Raw genomic sequence first — 18,336 nt, 5'->3', positions numbered from 1 at the left:
GCTTCATTTTAAATATGATTGCGGTGATAAAGATGACTCGAATTGACAATTTGCTCCGGCCAGCGGGGATTAAACTGTTTCTTACAGGGCTATTTTTATTACTGTCGTGGCAAACTTCTGCCGTCTGGTATGAAGCCAGAGGACAGGCACTCATCCAGGGCGGAGATAAAATTGCCGCCAAAGCAAAGGCCACCGAAGAGGCGATCAGACAGGCAATGATTTTTGCCGGCGCTTCAGTGCAAAGTGTTCAGATGCTGACCAACGGACTGTTGCAGGAAGACAGGCTTCAAATCAGTGCCAGCGGAGAAGTGAACAACCTTGAGCTTATTGATGAGAAATGGCATAGCGATTATGTAACAGTAACCATACGGGCTGACATTTTCCCGCAAACCGCCTCATGCAGTGCTGCTGACTTTCAAAAAACCCTGGTCACCACCTGGTTTCCTATCGAACACAGGGCGCAGGCACAGGACGGACAAATCCACGATTTATCCGAACAGGCACCCAGACACCTCCAGCAATTATTTAAAGCCCGCTCTGAATTAACTTCACTGGCTCAAATAGTGCCCTACACTGTCAGATGGAACCGCGCGAATGTGCTGGCTCAGGCACCTGACCTGGCCCGACAGAGCCGCTCACAATACATTCTGGCAGCAACCATCACAGATTTGAGTATGCTGCGTCCCGCTCACTCTTCACTGGCATTCTGGAAGAGTGATGATGCATTGCGTCAGTTTTCCCTCGATGTTTCTCTGGTAGACGGTATGAACGGTGCCGTACTCATGCAGAAAAATTATGCTACCGAAGCCGTGTGGGAATTCGATCAGTTCTCACAGATTGATGTCAGCAGCTACCGGTTCTGGCAAAGTGAATACGGCAAAGCCGTCAACCGGTTGTTTACCGGCGTGGTGGAAGACATTGATGACATGCTCACCTGTCAGCCGGCTACCGGCCGGGTACTGGCCGTCAGAGGCGATGTCTTGCAGGTATCCATTGGCCGCAGCCATGGTATTCAACCCGGTGACGAACTCACCGTCTATAAAACCAGCCAGGTGCGCGATCCGCAGGGCATGACATTTTTGCAATATAACCTTTATCCCGTGAAAGTGCGGGTAACCAGCGCATCCGTTGACAGCGCTACGGTTGAAGCGGTTGACGGGGGAATTCTTGCCAATATCCAGCCCAATGATTTTGTAGCCAGACGATAGAAAACACGGTAAATCAGAGAATTGCGGGTTCAACTTCCATTCAGGATAGCTATAATAACGTTTCTCCGGCAGTTCCGGACCGGATGTCCCTATAGTTTAATGGATAAAACAAGGCCCTCCTAAGGCTTAGATGTTGGTTCGATTCCAGCTAGGGACGCCATAGCGTTAAGCGACATATTCTTTGTGTTCGAGGTCAGCCATGCACCACCAGTTCGACGATGATGATTTACGTTCTTTCATGGAAGAGATGGGCGATGTACAACGGATAACTACAGACGACAAAGTATTCAATCACGACGCACAGGACAGCCTTGCGAAAAAGGCCAAAAGAGCCGCACTGGCCAAAGATAATCCGGACATATTCAATCCCCTCAGCATGGAAAACGTGAAGCCCGTCAAACCCGACGATTTCATTGCTTTTCAACAACCCGGCATTCAGGACGGTGTGTTTAAGAACTTACGGCTGGGTAAGTATGAACTTGAACAGCGTATATCTCTTAAAAACCTGACCCTCGCGGAATCCAGAGACTTACTTTACAAGCAACTCAAAAACGCCCATGAACGGGGCACACGCGCTCTGCTTGTTCAGCATGGCAAAGGCGAAAACAGTAAACCGGTTCCGGCAATGAAAAAAAGCTACGTAAATCACTGGCTCGCCGAACTGGATTTCGTCATCGCGTGGCATACCGCACAACCCGGTCATGGCGGTTTCGGCGCAACCTATGTATTGCTGAAAAAACATCCGCAACAAAAGTTAATAAACCGCGAAAAAAATAGAAAAAGATAAAAAGATAATGTGGAAAAATTGCGATAGTGATCTATGTTTAAAGACCGGCCGTTGAAATGCTATGTGAGGCGGTTTTGAAATGTGTTTCAGGTATTGCGTCTACACCGGTAATCATTCTGGTGTTTACGAAATTGACTAAACCGGAAGTTTTTGAAGACAGTACTAACCCACTCCGCAATGCGAAGAGTGCACTGTTAACTGACCCTGCGACTAAACAGCAATCAGATTGATTGCGAGCGCTTTTCGCTCACTTTTAATTCTGCGGAACTTGCGGAAGAACTGAATACAGCGGTCAGAATCATAAACAAGACTGCGACAGCGACACCGGTTAAACCGAACCCCTTACCAGAACGATACATATTCGTCTCTTATTATCTAACAATAACTGCGGATCCCTAACGATCCTAACCAAACAACCCGCTTCCGTTGCTACCTTTTATAAGTCTTCCTGACACGCCTAATGTAAAACAGTGATTTACAGATCACAAGAGATCGGTTCAAAAATTTGACACTGAAACAACTTATTTTTGGCGCTCAGTATATGCAGACCACGTCCGGTTAAAATTGTTCCGGAAAATGTAAAAATTAATCAATTTTCGTAAATCTTTGCAACTGAGCAGGAATGGGTATGGAGATGCGGCTTCCGCAAACAGCGAGTGCGGCCGGGTTTGAAAACAGAAAAGGCTGAAGATCTAAGATTTCGCAGAACGGATTCCGTTGCAAAAGTTAAAAACCGCCAGCGAAGTCGGAACAGGCTGATGAACCAGCGCTCGCACAAAAGAAGAGGGGCTGCGTTTTAAAAACTGTTTGCGGCAAGGGCGCCGCAACCGAGCTTAAATTGGAAGCCAGAAAAGGCTGGAGATCTCAGCTTCCGCAACCAGCGAGTGCGACCGGGGTTCAGAAACCGTCTGCGGCAGGGATGCCGCAGCCGAGCCCCATGGATGGGTTTATGCGTGTTTCTGAATCCCGGTCGCGCTGCGCAATGCGGAAGCGACTACAACCTAGCCCACGAAGACGCGGGCGTTGCGGAAGATGCGCATCCACGCACCGTCTTCCTGCCAGTCGTCCGGGCGCCAGGAGTTCGCTACAGTACGGAATACACGTTCCGGGTGAGGCATCATAATCGTTGCCCGACCATCAGCAGATGTCAGACCCGTGATACCTGCTGGTGAACCGTTCGGGTTCGCAGGATAAGTATCTGCCACCTGACCGTAGTTGTTCACGTAACGCAGGGCTACCTGATTCGCGCTCTGAACCGCACTCAGTGCATCAGCAGAGGCAAACTCAGCCTGACCTTCACCATGTGATACCGCGATAGGCATCATCGAGCCTTTCATGCCCTGCAGCAGCACAGAGTTAGACTCCATGACTTCTACCATGGCAACACGAGCTTCAAAACGCTCAGACACGTTAGTCACAAAGTGTGGCCAGTTTTCTGTGCCAGGGATTAACGATTTGAGGTTAGAGAGCATCTGACAACCGTTACATACACCCAGGCTGAACGTATCGTTGCGGTCAAAGAAAGCGGCAAACTGGTCACGGGCCTGGGCATTGAACAGAATCGACTTCGCCCAACCTTCACCGGCACCCAGTACGTCACCGTAAGAGAAACCACCACAAGCCGCCAGACCTTTAAAGTTGTCCAGGGACACACGGCCGCTCAGTACGTCACTCATGTGCACGTCGATAGCAGTGAAACCCGCGCGGGTAAATGCTGCTGCCATTTCCAGATGAGAGTTAACGCCCTGCTCACGCAGAATCGCCACTTCCGGCTTAACACCCTTAGCAATATAAGGCGCAGCAACGTCTTCAGTAACATCATAGCTCAGCTTCGCGCTCAGACCCGGATCTGCCGCATCCTGCTTGGCAGCATGTTCTTCGTCAGCACATTTCGGGTTATCACGCAGGCTTTGCATATTGTGCGTAGTTTCGGCCCACATGGTACGCAGGTTCACGCGGGTATCAGTCAGTACAGCAACGTCACCACGGTTAAACTCAACCATGTCTGTCGCATTCAGAGTACCAATATCGTGTAACACCGCGCCCAGACCGTGAGCTTCAGCAATCGCTGTCACCGCATCCACGTCGCTTTCAGCTACCTGAATAACCGCACCTAATTCTTCGTTAAACAGTACTGCTAAGTCATCGTCAGCCAGAGCATCAAGAGAAACGGTCACACCCGTCTTACCGGCAAAAGCCATTTCCGCTATGGTTGTAAACAGACCACCGTCTGACCGGTCGTGGTACGCAATAACCAGTTCTTTTTCAATCATTGCCTGTACGGCATTGAAGAAGCCCAGCAGGGTTTCTGCGTTGTCCACATCAGCCGGTTTGTCAGCCAGTTGCTGATAAACCTGTGCCAGACAGCTTGCGCCCAGACGGTTCTGACCCGCGCCTAAGTCAATCAGCATCAGGCGGGTTGCGCCTTTATCGGTACGCAGTTGTGGCGTCAGCGTTTTACGGATGTCTTTTACTGCACCAAATGCGGTGATCACCAGCGACAACGGAGACGTTACTGCCTTGTCAGCGCCGTCTTCGTCCTGCCATGCTGTTTTCATCGACATAGAGTCTTTACCTACCGGAATCGTCAGACCCAGCGCCGGACACAGTTCTTCACCTACCGCTTTTACGGCTTCGTAAAGACCCGCATCTTCGCCCGGGTGACCGGCAGCAGCCATCCAGTTCGCAGACAGTTTGATACGCTTGATATCACCAATATTTGATGCAGCAATGTTAGTCAGTGCTTCACCCACTGCCAGACGGGCAGATGCGCCGTGAGACAACAATGCTACAGGCGTACGTTCACCCATAGACATGGCTTCACCGTGATAGGTATCAAACGCACTGGCGGTAACCGCCACGTCAGCCACCGGCACCTGCCACGGACCCACCATCTGGTCACGTGAGACCAGACCGGTTACCGAGCGGTCACCAATGGTAATAAGGAAGGTTTTCTCCGCGACTGTTGGCAGGCGCAGCATGCGTTGAGCCGCATCAGCCAGCGTGATGTCTTCACGCTTCAGCGCCTCCGGCGCAACGCTTTCTGATTTCACATCACGATGCATTTTAGGTGGCTTACCTAGCAATACATCCAGTGGCATATCAATCGGCTGGTTATCGAAGTCAGCATCGTGCAATGACAAGTGTTGTTCTTCAGTGGCTTCACCCACTACCGCAAACGGGGCACGCTCACGGGCACAAATCGCCGCAAATTTTTCCAGGTTCTCAGGTGCAACAGACAGAACATAACGTTCCTGTGATTCGTTACACCAAAGTTCCAGTGGCGTCATACCCGCTTCGTCGGCGAGCACGTCACGCAGTTCGAATTTACCGCCACGACCACCGTCGTTAACCAGTTCAGGCAATGCGTTAGACAGACCGCCCGCGCCCACATCATGGATAAACTGGATCGGGTTGTTGTCACCTAACTGCCAGCAGGCATCGATAACTTCCTGACAGCGACGCTCCATTTCAGGATTGTCACGCTGTACAGAAGCAAAATCCAGATCTTCGTTAGACTGACCGGACGCCATAGAAGACGCCGCGCCGCCACCCAGACCGATATTCATTGCCGGACCACCCAGCACGATCAGTTTCGCGCCAACGGTGATTTCGCCTTTTTCGATATGGGATTTACGGATGTTACCCAGGCCACCGGCCAGCATGATTGGCTTATGGTAACCACGTACTTCCACACCGTTAAAGCTGGAGACTTCCTGCTCATAGGTACGGAAATAACCTAACAGGTTAGGACGACCAAATTCGTTGTTAAACGCCGCGCCACCCAGCGGGCCTTCAATCATAATATCCAGCGCGCTGACAATACGCTGTGGTTTACCATAGCTGATTTCCCATGGCTGCTCAGCCCCCGGAATGCGCAGGTTAGACACGGTAAAGCCAACTAAACCCGCTTTCGGCTTAGAGCCACGGCCTGTTGCACCTTCGTCACGAATTTCACCACCGGAACCGGTAGCGGCACCCGGGAACGGCGAAATGGCCGTCGGGTGGTTGTGGGTTTCCACCTTCATCAGAATGTCGATATCTTCATGATGATATTCGTACTGATGAGATTGCGGGTCAGGGAAGAAACGACCCGCCTGCCAGCCTTCCATCACAGCCGCGTTATCTTTATACGCAGAGTGAACAAATTCAGGGTGGGTTTCGAAGGTGTTTTTGATCATTTTGAACAGGGACTTGTCCTGCTCTACGCCATCAATAGTCCAACTGGCGTTAAAAATCTTATGCCGGCAGTGCTCAGAGTTGGCCTGCGCGAACATGTACAGCTCAACATCGTTAGGGTTACGACCTAAACGGGTGAAACTGTCAAACAGGTAATCAATTTCATCGTCGGCAAGAGCCAGACCCAGACTGATATTCGCATCAACCAGTGCCTGTTTGCCGCTTCCCAGCACGTCCACCGAGGCAAAGCTCTGGCCTTCGGCATGTTCAAACAATACTGATGCACTTTCCGGCGCAGCAAACACTGATTCAGTCATGCGATCATGCAGTTCTGCTGCCACCAGCGCTTTATCGGCATCTGTCAGCTCACCATTTACGTCAACATAATACGCACAACCACGCTCAATGCGTTCGATAGCCGTCAGGCCGCAGTTTTGTGCAATGTTAGTGGCTTTGGATGACCACGGAGAAATGGTGCCGGGACGGGGAGTAACAAAAAAGCACTCTCCCTGAGGCGCTTTGGCCTGAGTTTTCGGACCGTAAGTCAGCAATTTATCGAGTACCTGACGGGCATCGTCAGTTAACGTGCCGGTTGTGTCCACAAGGTGAACAAACTCAGCGTAAATGCCATTCACAGTAATACCGGATTGACCCAGCCTTTCAATAAGTTTAGTTTGTCTGAATTCAGACAGTGCGGGAGCGCCTCTTAGGACCAACATATCGTTTTACCTGATTGTTTGGAAACAGCGTCTGACAGCTCAAACGCTATCTCTTGGATGCACGGGGATTTCGGCGCGGATTATAGAGGAATTCCGCCCACTTGATAACCTACATTCAAAACAAGTTTAGTTTTTTTTCGATTTTCAACCAAAGGTAATACCACTGACCGTGTCGAGTAAGATGTCTTTTCTCCTGTCTGCCCCCCTGACAGTCATGTTACGTTCCGTTACCGGTTTGCTGTTAGTTCTGACCGTTGCCGCCTGCAGCGAACCTGAATTACCCAATCACCTTCGTTCTGTCAAGGAAGCCGGTAAGCTGACAGCAGGCATTGAGTATGCACCTTCACGTTATGAATATGGCCCGCAGGGTCCCCGCGGGTTTGATTACACACTGATCGCCGGATTCGCTGATTACCTTGGCGTTGAACTGGCACTTATCCCCTATTACGACGACCACAGTCTGAACGCTGCTCTGGCCGGCTCAGATATCGATTTGATTGTGAGCAGTGATGCCGGATCGCAGGCATTGTCAGCAGATATGGTTTCCGGACCGGCGTATGCCGGCACCGCCTGGGCATTCTCTGCCCGCCTTGATGACTCTCTTCGCAGTGCAGTCTTTGATTACTTTGCGACGCTCAGGCAACAACGTGTGGTTGCAAAAATGCAGAATGAATGGCTGACGCCGGCGACTCCGCTGCAAGAGGCAGATATTCCGGCATTCATTCTTGCGGCTGCCGGAAAAATAACGGCGCTCAAAGAGCAATTCAGTGCTTACGACAGCGATGCAAATTGGACTTTGCTGGCAGCTTTCGCCTGGCAATTAAATCAGTGGGAAGATGCCGGTGAAACTGCCGGTGCAGTAGAGCAACTGCTTATACTACATGAGAAAATCCCGTCACGGATCCCGGCTGCGGAGAGGATGATGATGACCCTTGCAGCGTGGCGCACGGGGTTGACACATCTTGAGGATTGCCGGGAACTGACATCCCGCCAGGGCGGCAATAATGATCGCTGGCTGGACGTGAAACAGCGCTATCCATTGCTGGCCGTTAAGGACGTTTACCGTCACCTTGATTATGGCTACGCAGACGGTGCTGATACCGTGAGATTTACAGAAAATATTCAGCAGTACGCAACAACGTTGGAAACACTGTCTGAAAAAGATTGAAAATTGTCATAAAGCCTTCATGTTATACCGGTAGAACGGCATGAGGCATAAGAACAATGCCACCCTGAATACGTTCTCCTTACACATTTAAGGATGAGGAGGGTTTATGAGAAGACAAAAAGCAATAAAGGCAAAGAAAATTTTGAAAAGTAATAACCGCAGAAAATTAATGATTAAACGTGCCCATCAACGGGTCCTTCAACGGCGCCGTCATTTTATGACTCATGAAATGTTCGCGAAAAGTCCGGAGTCAACCTGCCAGTAGCAGTTCCGGACTACTCCTCCCCATTTCCCCCGCACTCTTCTGCCTGAGTCGCTCTGGCCAATAACTTAGCAGCTTTGATTTCAGCCCGGCGACGCCGGAAAAATGCAGACAACTTTTCTCCGCAAACATCAGCCAGCACGCCTCCGGTAATATCACACTGGTGATTAAGTTCAGGATGCTGCAACAATTGCATCACTGATCCCGCAGCACCGGTTTTTATATCACTGGCACCGAATACCACTCTGGCGATCCGTGCGTGCACCAGCATTCCGGCACACATAGCACAGGGCTCAAGAGTGACATAAAGGGTTGCACCGGTAACCCGGTAATTTTCTATATGGCTGGCGGCTGCACGTACAGCCAGCATTTCCGCATGAGCGGCGGGATCATGGTCTGTAATCGGTGAATTCCAGCCTTCTCCGATGATCTTTCCGCCTGCAACAACTATCGCACCCACCGGTACTTCGTTAATCGCTTCAGCTTTATCAGCACGAAGTAACGCCTGCTGCATCCAGTGTTCATCACTGAATAATTCTTCATTACTCATTGGTTATTTTGACCAAACTTTTGGTTATTTCGACTAAAGGAATACAGTACACGGTATAGTAAAAATCATAACCAATTGAAATATAATGTTTTACCAAATTGGTCACAATCTTGCGTACTCTTAATTATCATACAGCAAAAGCACGGTTAAAGCGGGTCTGTATGCAAAAATTCAGACTGATGAAAAACACAATGTTACGATTTAAATTGTACAAAAAGGTTATAAAACAGGCTGAATTAACGACAAAATGCCCGTAAGCCGTTACACTAAAATTTTACTTTGTTGAGGGAACAAAATGAATACAACCGCCGTTGTCATTGTTGCAATCTGTGCCTGGGCACTGGTCTCTATCGTCACTGCAGCGAAAGACAAGAGTAAATCGAAAAAAGATATCCGTAGTGATAAAGCCATGGAAGCCGAAATCGCGGCACTACGGGAGCGCGTTGAAGTACTGGAAAAAATCGTCACCGAAGAAAATTACGATCTGAAAAAGCAATTTAAAGATCTTGAGAGCGGTAAAGTTGCATAACGGCTTTGTCAGGCACCGTCCATAAAACGACGTTCTGCCCGCTCTACCCTTCTGGGCTTGCCGGCGATGACTAGCACATCACCGGCTTGCAACACTTCATTTCCATCCGGCTGCGCAATTTCGCTGCCATTTCTTCTCAGAACCTGCAGTCTTACCCGCATTCTTTGAAAATCGATGTCTGACAATGACTGACCTAAACAGGCTGCATCGTTATTCAGTACAACAGCATGTACAAATTCCAGTTTATCTTCTGTGCCGTAGCTGATTTCAGTGGTTTCCCCCGGATAAAAGCCGTGCAGGTGATCGTACCGCCCCTGACGCTCCTCCCTCACCCTTCGCAGGATCCGCGACATGGGTACGCCGGCGTAATGCAGTACCTGGGAAATCAGCATCAGACTGCCTTCCTGTATTTCCGGTACAACCTGACTGGCACCGGCTTTATACAAAGCATCCAGCTGATAGTCCCGTTTTGTACGTACCATTAAGTTGATGTCCGGCGAGATTTGCCTTGCTGCGTTAATGACCTGCTTAGCTTTCTCAGGCTGATCAAAAGTGACCAGCAGTAAACTGGCTCTGCCAACACCGGCATTTTCAAGAATATCCTTCTGGCTGGCATCACCAAATAAAATCGGTTCGCCGGCATTGCGGCTTTCGTGCACCCTTACCGGGTCTGCATCAATGGTGATAAAGGAAATGTTCTCCAGTTTCAGCAAACGGGCAACAGACTGCCCCACCCTGCCAAATCCGGCGATGACAATATGGTTTTGCAAAGCTGAAGCTTCAGGAATGGCACTGTCGGGCTCCACGTTGACCGCTGACGCAGGTTCGAGTTTCTGCGCCCAGGCCACACTGCGGGTTACCAGCAGGGGTGTCAGTGCCATGCTGATCACGCCCATACTGATGATAATAGAAGATGTTCTGCTGTCGATGACTCCTTCTGCGGTGGCCAGTGCAGCAATAACAAAACTGAATTCGCCAATCTGACACAATTTGATGCCGGTAGCCCAGGCATCCACCGCATCTGAATTCAGTAACCTGGCAACCAGGCGCAATATCAGCACCTTAAGTACCATTAATACCGCCACACCGCTGAATATCCACAGACCATCCTGGTAAAGTACGTGCAGGTTCAGCTGCATGCCCACAGTGACGAAAAACAGGCCCATCAGAATATCTCTGAATGGCCGGATGTCCGCTTCCAACTGGTACTTATACTGGCTTTCTCCCAGCATCATCCCGGCAAGAAAAGCTCCCAGCGCCATGGACAAACCGAAAATATAGGTCAGCCCGCCGGCCAGAATAGCCACAAGAATCGTGGTAAGCACGAACAACTCATCAGTTCTGGTTTTCGCCACCTCCCGGAATATCCAGGGCAATACCCACTTGCCGGCAGAAAGCAGCAGGATAACGACCAGTACACCTTTTATGAGTGCCTGAATTAACGCAGTGGCGAGACTGATGTTCTGTTCTGATGACATTAATGGAATGGCAATGAGGAAAGGCACCACTGCCAGATCCTGAAACAGCAGAATACTGATGGCCATTTCTGTACGACGATGATTGAGTGCTCCGGCTTCAGTAAGCTGCTTAATGACGATAGCAGTGGAGCTCAGTGCCAGCATGCCGCCAATGATAACTGCCGGCCCCCAGGCAAATCCGAGAAAGTGTGCGATTGCTGAGAACACACCCGTAGTAACGACCATTTGACCTAATCCGACACCGAAAACCAGTGAGCGCATGGACATGAGCTTGGGCAGCGAAAACTCGAGCCCCAGAGAAAATAATAGAAATACAATCCCGATTTCTGCCAGCAGGTGCATGTCTTCCGGATGAGGAAACAACGCCAGCAATTCAGGGCCGGTAAGCAGACCGGCAAAAAGGTAGGCCAGAATAGGTGGCAAATGGAGCTTGCGGAATACCGCGACACTGACCACTGACAGCGCCATTAACACTACGATTTGTCCAAATCCACTTGCTACCACGGCAACTCCTTTAATCCGGCACTACAAGCAGGCACACCACTTGCAAGACTTCAGTCAGACACGCTTAGATGACGATTTTCTGACGTAAAAGTAAACAATTAATGCTAAGTATAACCCATGTTCCCGAGGAGTACTGTTTTGGAATTCTCAACTTCTGTTTATGAACACGTATACCCTGACAGCTTTTATCCTATGGCCTCATCCGGCCCGCGGTTAACTGCCGATCAGAAAAACAGCTTCCTGGGGCAGATCCTGTCAACTATCGATATTTCTGCACTGGGTTCTTTATACTTTCATCAGCTCAGACAACATGTTGCGCTCGTTCACCTCAACCTGAGCGATGCCTCACGTCACCTGAGTTATGGCCGCATTAAGCCGGAAGACAATGACACAAACACTCTGATGCTGCCTATGAATAACCGTCACAGCACATCCGCGCCGGAATACATCCGCTATGTGTTTGCCAGCATGCCATCACGGGAAGAACGTCAGTGTGTAGCTGAGTTACACGTGCTGTTCAGCCATCAGTTCGCCAATGCTCTGGAGTTCGAACGACTGAAAAAAATGGCGACAAAAGATGCACTGACCACGTTAGGTAACCGCAACGCATTTGATGAGTCCTGTGGCCGTCTGACCAGCAGAGCAGATCGCCATGATGAAAAATTCGGATTACTGGTCATAGACTTAGACAACTTTAAGACAGTGAATGACACCTATGGGCATCAGGAAGGTGACAAGGTATTGCAAGCTGTGGCTGCAGAGATTTCGTCTGTGCTGCGTAATGAAGATGAGGCATTCCGCATCGGGGGTGATGAGTTTTGTTGTCTGCTGGACTGCAAACAAAAAGAGTCGCTGAAAGTCATTGCTGACCGTCTCAACAAACGAATCGAAAAGAACCCGTTACTTAAAGGTCACGGAGTTTCCTGCAGTATCGGCGGTGCGGTCTACCGCCAGGGAGACAACATGCAGTCGTTATTTGAGCGCGCTGATCACGCGTTATACCAGGTCAAAGCCGCCGGAAAGAATGCTTATCTTGCGGCATAATCTCCCCGCAGGCTTTTAAATAAAGAGGCAAAACCTTGCCTCTTTACCAGAAGACTGCCATCTTATTCACCGCTGCTTTTGTACATTATTCTGTTAAGATCCTGATTGCCGGCCGCCAGCCAGACCACTCTGTCTGTCAACAGCAAAGCTGCCGCTTCACCATTGCATAGTAAAACAGGAATGCGTTCTCTTTCCCAGGGCGGTATCTTCCACTGCTTAAACCATTTCCGCGCTGTTTTCCCTGTGGGATTCCGGCTCACATAAATTTTATCCAGACTCACCGCCGGCACCCGCTGCCAGTCACCCGGGCCGGAGATTTTAAATGTTACCGGCAACCCGGGGACTTGCTGCCACTGCTCTATATCTACCCGTTGCGGATCACCGCTTTCCTGCATCATATCGTCCGTGCAGCTCCCGCTATCCGCAGTAAATAACAGTTCGCTGTTGTAGCGGCGGATCACGCCAGCGCCGGCTTTAACGCACGGCATGGCATCGTCTCTGGCATGTAACATAGCGAGGACCTCGTCCATCTGAGCTTTAGAAGGCAAGGTCGCACCCCGTCCGGTCAGCCAGTGACGTATAATCGCCCTCTGCCAGCCAGAGCTTTGCAGCAGCAAAGCAGGAACGCTCAGTCCTCCGTTACCGGTCTCAGCGTCTTTAAGCCGTTCAACGGTCACTTCTGCCAGCAATGCATTTTGTTCCTGTAACAGTTCACAGGAGCGTGAAGCGGCTTTTGCAAAACCGGGCCAGCGCCTGTGCATATCCGGCAGTACATGGTTACGAAGAAAATTACGGTCGAAACGGTTGTCCTGATTGGACTCATCTTCAACCCGCGGCATCCCCAGTGAATCCGCCGCAGCCTCAATATCTTCACGGCGAAAATTAAGCAGAGGCCGCAGAATAGCAACGGGTTGCTCACTCTCACTGATTTGCCGGTAATGCAGCCCGGGCATGCCAGCCAGACCTGCCGGGCCGCTTCCCCGCTTTATCGCCAGCAATAAGGTTTCGAGCTGGTCGTCCTGATGCTGGCCTAAAACCAGCGCGCCGTTGTGCTGCCGGCAATAGCGCAGTAATGCATCATAACGGGCGTCTCTTGCACTTGCCTCAAGGCTGGTGCGGGACTGAACCGTCACGTTAACGGATAAGGCAGAAAAGATAACATTGCGCTGGTGACAAAAGGTTTCGCAGTGGTTTTGCCACGCGTCTGCGTTGGGACTCAGACCGTGATGGATATACACCCCGTGAACGGGCAAAGAAGAATATGAAGAGAGTGCGTGGAGTAATAAACCGGAGTCTACCCCGCCACTGAAACCTACCACAAGGCAGTTTGGCGCCGGGGTAACAGTATCGAGCAACCTGGCCGTTGTGCAGATGATGTCAGAACACAGCGTACTGACATCCATTTCACCAGGCACCGTTACCCGCTCCGGATCAGCAGTAACCGAAAGACATCAGTCTCTGGTAACGCTCTTCCATCAGGTTTTCCACATCCAGTGTTTTTAACTGGTTCAATTGCTGTTTGATGGTCGCTTTCAGGTTTGCAGCCATGCCGTCATGGTCACGGTGTGCACCACCTAAAGGCTCTTCAACAATACTGTTAATTAAACCCAGCTCTTTGATTTGTGGTGCGCTTACGCCCATCGCTTCTGCAGCCAATGGCGCTTTATCCGCGCTCTTCCACAGAATAGATGCACAACCTTCCGGAGAAATAACGGAATAGGTAGAATATTGCAGCATGTTAACGCGATCGCCAACACCTATGGCCAGTGCACCACCGGAACCACCTTCACCGATAACGGTACAGATGATCGGCACACGAAGCTGAGCCATTTCAAACAGGTTGCGGGCAATGGCTTCACTCTGTCCACGTTCTTCTGCGCCTACGCCCGGATATGCTCCCGGCGTGTCGATAAGTGTAACGATAGGCAAATTGAAACGCTCAGCCATTTTCATCAGACGCAGGGCTTTACGGTAACCTTCAGGTTTTGGCATACCAAAGTTACGCTTAATTTTTTCGTGTGTATCACGCCCCTTCTGATGACCAATCAGCATGATTGGCTGATCATCAATTTTTGCCAGACCACCAACAATCGCCTTGTCGTCAGCGTAAGCACGATCACCGGCCAGTTCATCAAACTCAGTGAAGATGCGGCCAACATAATCCAGCGTGTAGGGACGCATGGGGTGACGGGCAAGCTGGGAAATCTGCCAGGCGCCCAGATCTGAGAAAATCTTGCGGGTTAAATCCGAACTTTTAGTACGAAGTTTGGTGATTTCTTCTTCAATACCAACATCAAATTCACCGCCCTGATTAACCAGCCGAAGCTCTTCGATTTTTGCTTCTAGTTCAGCGATCGGCTGTTCAAATTCCAAAAACTGTATACTCATTCTGTGTCCTATCTATACTACCTTTCACGCCTGTCAGTGATAACACATGGCGACTGACTGCTCACCCAGACACTGTTTTAATTCGTGCAACAGCTGATCTTCCGGCGTCACATACCATTGTGCGCCACAGGCCAGCACTGCTTCCGCATCCGGGTGTACTACACGCATTTGTACCGGACAACTGCCGCCCCGGTACGTTTGAAGAATTGCCTGTAGCGACGATATTCTGTTTTCATCAATTTGCACGGTGTCGAGTTCCAACATCAGTGCTTTTGCGTTCTGTTCTCTGGCCTGAACAATATCCATTGCATCACGGGCAGAGATTGTATTGCCACCGGAGAAATCATCAAAGCTGACCTGTCCTTTTATTAACAGGATACGGTCAGTTTCGAGAATACTCTCATATTTTTCGTACATATCGGGGAAAAAACGTACATCCATGCGCGCGCTCTTGTCGTCGAGAGTCACAATGGCCCAGCGACGCCCCTTTTTGTTTGTCATTACCCTGACGCCCAGCACCAGACCAACGGCGGTGGACATCTGATCTTTTCCGGTTGGTTTTAAGTCAACCAGGCGACCATCAGAGTAATGCTTAATTTCATCAGCATACTGATTAATAGGATGCCCTGTCAGATACAAGCCCAGAGTGTCTTTTTCACCATCAAGCCAGACTTTTTCCGGCCAGTACGGCACATCCGCAAAGGCTTGCTTCACATCGTCCGGCTCTGTCGTCAGCAAACCGAACATATCAGACTGTCCGTAGGATTCCGCTTTTGCATGTTGATCTGCAGCAGCAATAGCTTCAGGTAAAGAGGCCATAATCGATGCACGGTGCGGCCCCTTGCCGTCCTGCGGTCCAAGATTATCCATGGCGCCGGCGAGAACCAGCTTTTCCAGCACCCGCTTGTTCACCCGTTTGAGGTCAACTTTAGCACAGAAATCAAACAAATCAGTAAAATTACCTTGTTGTTCCCGGGCTTCAATAATGGCTTCAATGGGGCCTTCACCTACCCCTTTAATAGCACCGATACCGTAAACAATACGGCCATGCTCATCAACCGTAAATTTATACCGTCCGACATTCAAATCCGGCGGCAAAATGGTCATCCCCATACGGTCGACTTCATCTACCAGCGTTACTATCTTGTCGGTGTTGTCCATATCCGCCGACATTACCGCCGCCATAAATTCAGCAGGGTAATGTACTTTCAGCCACAGTGTCTGGTATGACACCAGTGCATAGGCCGCAGAGTGCGATTTGTTAAATCCGTATCCGGCAAATTTTTCTACCAGATCGAAAATTTTCATCGCCAGCTCGCCGTCGATGTTGTTGTCTCTTGCGCCATCCTCGAAGGTTGAGCGCTGCTTCGCCATTTCTTCAGGTTTTTTCTTACCCATCGCACGGCGAAGCAAGTCAGCGCCACCCAGACTGTACCCCGACATTTCCTGGGCAATCTGCATAACCTGTTCCTGATACAGGATGATACCGTAGGTGGGCTCAAGAATTTCTTTCAGACACTCATGCTGATAATCAGCATCCGGATAAGAGATTTCTTCACGACCGTGCTTACGGTCAATAAAGTTGTCTACCATGCCTGATTGCAGCGGACCCGGACGGAACAGGGCCACCAGTGCGATAATATCTTCGAAACAGTCCGGTTTCAGTCGCTTGATCAGCTCTTTCATCCCGCGGGATTCAAGCTGGAATACTGCCGTGGTTTCTGCCGCCTGCAGTGAACGGAAACTCTTTTTATCTTCCAGCGGGATGGCACTGATATCGACGTCCACTCCCTGACCTTCTTTGATCATATCCAGTGCCCACTGGATAATGGTCAGTGTACGCAGACCGAGGAAGTCGAATTTAACCAGACCTGCCGTTTCGACGTCATTTTTGTCGAACTGGGTGACAGGGTTTTTCCCTTCATCATCACAGTAAAGCGGTGCGAAGTCGGTGATAGTGGTAGGCGCAATAACCACACCACCGGCGTGTTTACCGGCATTACGGGTAACACCTTCCAGAATACGGGCCATGTCGATAAGGTCTTTGACTTCCTCATCGTCGTTATAAAGTTCCGGTAAACGGGGCTCTACCTCAAAGGCTTTGCCAAGAGTCATACCGGGATCGGACGGGATCAGCTTGGAAATCCGGTCAACGAAACCGTAGGGATGACCAAGCACCCGGCCCACATCCCGCACTACAGCTTTAGCTGCCATCGTACCGAAGGTGATAATTTGTGATACCGCCTGACGGCCGTAAAGCTCGGCCACGTGGTCAATAACCTCATCGCGGCGATCCATACAGAAGTCGACGTCGAAATCAGGCATAGATACACGTTCGGGGTTCAGGAACCGTTCGAAAAGCAGGTCAAATTCCAGCGGGTCCAGATCGGTAATTTTCAGCGCATAAGCCACTAATGAGCCTGCACCGGAACCACGGCCCGGTCCTACCGGAATCCCGTTGTCCTTACTCCACTGGATAAACTCCATAACGATAAGGAAGTAACCCGGGAACCCCATCTGGTTAATTACGTCGAGTTCTACTTTCAGACGGTCGTCGTATTCAGGACGCTTTTCTGCTCTGACGGCTTCATCAGGGAACAGGAATTCAAGACGCTCTTCCAGTCCCTCTTCTGATTTTTTAACCAGAAAATCTTCCGTTGTCATACCACCGGTAGGGAACTGGGGCAGGAAATACTCTCCAAGCCTTACAGTGACATTACAACGTGTAGCAATTTCTACGGTATTTTCGATAGCTTCCGGAATATCACTGAACAGCTCAACCATTTCATCGCTGCTACGCAGATATTGCTGTTCGCTGTAGCGTTTGGGGCGACGGGGATCTTCCAGTGTGTAACCGTCGTGAATGGCTACGCGGATTTCATGGGCCTCGAATCCTGCCTGTTCAATGAAACACACTTCATTCGTAGCCACCACCGGCAAACCGTATTCCTCAGCTACAGCCACAGCCTGATGAAGGTAGTCTTCCTCGCCGGGACGGCCGGTGCGGATAAGCTCAAGATAAAAACGATCGGCAAAATGCTGCTGATAAAACGCCAGGGAGTCCGCCAGCATTTTCTGGTTGTTCTTGGTCAGAGCAATACCGACGTCGCCGTGCAGTGCTCCGGAAAGCACAATCACGCCCTCAGCATGTTCTGCCAGCCAGGCCTGGTCTATCACCGTTTTATGGTGCACCGCCCCCCGCAGATAGCCTTTTGAAATCAACAGGGTAATATTTTTATAGCCCTCGTTGTTCATGGCCAGCAAAGTGAGGCGGAAAGGTTCCTCGTTCAGAACATCGTTCTGCACCCAGAAGTCGGTGCCGATAATGGGTTTGATACCGCGGTTATGGGCTTCAGAATAGAATTTAACCAGACCACACATGTTCATCTGATCTGTAATAGCCACCGCAGGCATGTTAAAGGCTTCAACCTGCGCGAGGATGGGTTTAACCTTGTTTAACCCATCCATCATTGAAAAGTCGCTGTGAACGCGAAGATGAATAAACGGCGAAGACATGTGA

11 protein-coding genes and 1 tRNA gene are annotated in these 18,336 nt (G+C 50.2%); 6 read left to right on the top strand and 6 right to left on the bottom strand.

Annotated features, from left to right (window positions below; genetic code table 11):
• The first annotated feature begins 32 nt into the window (after positions 1–32).
• The 3 genes from DS731_RS06195 to smrA all read left to right on the top strand — a co-directional run bounded on the left by DS731_RS06195 (position 33) and on the right by smrA (position 1,995).
• A complete protein-coding gene (locus DS731_RS06195; RefSeq protein ID WP_161599111.1) occupies positions 33–1,208 on the top strand; it encodes a flagellar assembly protein T N-terminal domain-containing protein in 1,176 nt (391 codons plus the stop codon).
• A gap of 85 nt (positions 1,209–1,293) precedes the next feature.
• Positions 1,294–1,368 (top strand) — tRNA-Arg (locus DS731_RS06190).
• Between the two features lie 39 nt (positions 1,369–1,407).
• On the top strand, positions 1,408–1,995 hold the full coding sequence (smrA, locus tag DS731_RS06185) for a DNA endonuclease SmrA (protein WP_119500506.1): 588 nt from the start codon (positions 1,408–1,410) through the stop codon (positions 1,993–1,995).
• A gap of 1,001 nt (positions 1,996–2,996) precedes the next feature.
• On the opposite strand, the gene purL is transcribed toward smrA, so the two are convergent.
• A complete protein-coding gene (gene purL / locus DS731_RS06180) occupies positions 2,997–6,893 on the bottom strand; it encodes a phosphoribosylformylglycinamidine synthase (protein ID WP_119500505.1) in 3,897 nt (1,298 codons plus the stop codon).
• Between the two features lie 214 nt (positions 6,894–7,107).
• Between purL and DS731_RS06175 the strand changes: the two genes are divergently transcribed.
• Positions 7,108–8,061, top strand: coding sequence for a hypothetical protein (locus tag DS731_RS06175; RefSeq protein WP_150154249.1), 954 nt, complete (start codon positions 7,108–7,110; stop codon positions 8,059–8,061).
• A 275-nt stretch (positions 8,062–8,336) separates the two neighbouring features.
• Here DS731_RS06175 and tadA read toward each other — a convergent pair whose 3' ends face one another.
• Positions 8,337–8,873: a tRNA adenosine(34) deaminase TadA gene (gene tadA, locus DS731_RS06170; protein WP_119500503.1), complete on the bottom strand. Its 537-nt coding sequence runs from the start codon at positions 8,871–8,873 to the stop codon at positions 8,337–8,339.
• Between the two features lie 295 nt (positions 8,874–9,168).
• Here tadA and DS731_RS06165 point away from each other — a divergent pair, with 295 nt between their 5' ends.
• Positions 9,169–9,402 (top strand): hypothetical protein, encoded by a 234-nt coding sequence (locus tag DS731_RS06165; protein ID WP_119500502.1) that lies wholly within the window; start codon positions 9,169–9,171, stop codon positions 9,400–9,402.
• 8 nt (positions 9,403–9,410) lie between these two features.
• Here DS731_RS06165 and DS731_RS06160 read toward each other — a convergent pair whose 3' ends face one another.
• Positions 9,411–11,348, bottom strand: a complete 1,938-nt coding sequence (locus tag DS731_RS06160; protein WP_119503327.1) for a monovalent cation:proton antiporter family protein — start codon at positions 11,346–11,348, stop codon at positions 9,411–9,413.
• A gap of 174 nt (positions 11,349–11,522) precedes the next feature.
• On the opposite strand from DS731_RS06160, the gene DS731_RS06155 reads away from it, so the two are divergent.
• Positions 11,523–12,428 carry a GGDEF domain-containing protein gene (locus DS731_RS06155; protein WP_161599110.1) on the top strand — a complete coding sequence of 302 codons (906 nt, stop codon included), beginning with the start codon at positions 11,523–11,525 and terminating at the stop codon, positions 12,426–12,428.
• A gap of 62 nt (positions 12,429–12,490) precedes the next feature.
• Here DS731_RS06155 and tilS read toward each other — a convergent pair whose 3' ends face one another.
• The 3 genes from tilS to dnaE are packed head-to-tail and all read right to left on the bottom strand — an operon-like array spanning position 12,491 to position 18,332.
• On the bottom strand, positions 12,491–13,843 hold the full coding sequence (gene tilS / locus DS731_RS06150; RefSeq protein WP_119500500.1) for a tRNA lysidine(34) synthetase TilS: 1,353 nt from the start codon (positions 13,841–13,843) through the stop codon (positions 12,491–12,493).
• 16 nt (positions 13,844–13,859) lie between these two features.
• A complete protein-coding gene (gene accA / locus DS731_RS06145; RefSeq protein WP_119500499.1) occupies positions 13,860–14,816 on the bottom strand; it encodes an acetyl-CoA carboxylase carboxyl transferase subunit alpha in 957 nt (318 codons plus the stop codon).
• A 33-nt stretch (positions 14,817–14,849) separates the two neighbouring features.
• The gene (gene dnaE, locus DS731_RS06140; RefSeq protein ID WP_119500498.1) at positions 14,850–18,332 is read right to left on the bottom strand and encodes a DNA polymerase III subunit alpha; all 3,483 of its coding nucleotides are present in this window, start codon (positions 18,330–18,332) and stop codon (positions 14,850–14,852) included.
• Positions 18,333–18,336 lie beyond the last annotated feature (4 nt).

Origin of the sequence: Alteromonas sp. RKMC-009 (assembly GCF_003584565.2) — a bacterium.
In the GTDB taxonomy this organism is placed as follows: domain Bacteria; phylum Pseudomonadota; class Gammaproteobacteria; order Enterobacterales; family Alteromonadaceae; genus Alteromonas.
Note: the sequence above shows the minus strand (reverse complement) of the source record. Positions and strands in the feature narration are given on the sequence as shown.

Coding starts and splice junctions, on each gene's coding strand:
- DS731_RS06195 (WP_161599111.1), top strand. CDS start 33: ATGACTCGAATTGACAATTTGCTCCGGCCAGCGGGGATTAAACTGTTT.
- smrA (WP_119500506.1), top strand. CDS start 1,408: ATGCACCACCAGTTCGACGATGATGATTTACGTTCTTTCATGGAAGAG.
- purL (WP_119500505.1), bottom strand. CDS start 6,893: ATGTTGGTCCTAAGAGGCGCTCCCGCACTGTCTGAATTCAGACAAACT.
- DS731_RS06175 (WP_150154249.1), top strand. CDS start 7,108: ATGTTACGTTCCGTTACCGGTTTGCTGTTAGTTCTGACCGTTGCCGCC.
- tadA (WP_119500503.1), bottom strand. CDS start 8,873: ATGAGTAATGAAGAATTATTCAGTGATGAACACTGGATGCAGCAGGCG.
- DS731_RS06165 (WP_119500502.1), top strand. CDS start 9,169: ATGAATACAACCGCCGTTGTCATTGTTGCAATCTGTGCCTGGGCACTG.
- DS731_RS06160 (WP_119503327.1), bottom strand. CDS start 11,348: ATGGCGCTGTCAGTGGTCAGTGTCGCGGTATTCCGCAAGCTCCATTTG.
- accA (WP_119500499.1), bottom strand. CDS start 14,816: ATGAGTATACAGTTTTTGGAATTTGAACAGCCGATCGCTGAACTAGAA.
- dnaE (WP_119500498.1), bottom strand. CDS start 18,332: ATGTCTTCGCCGTTTATTCATCTTCGCGTTCACAGCGACTTTTCAATG.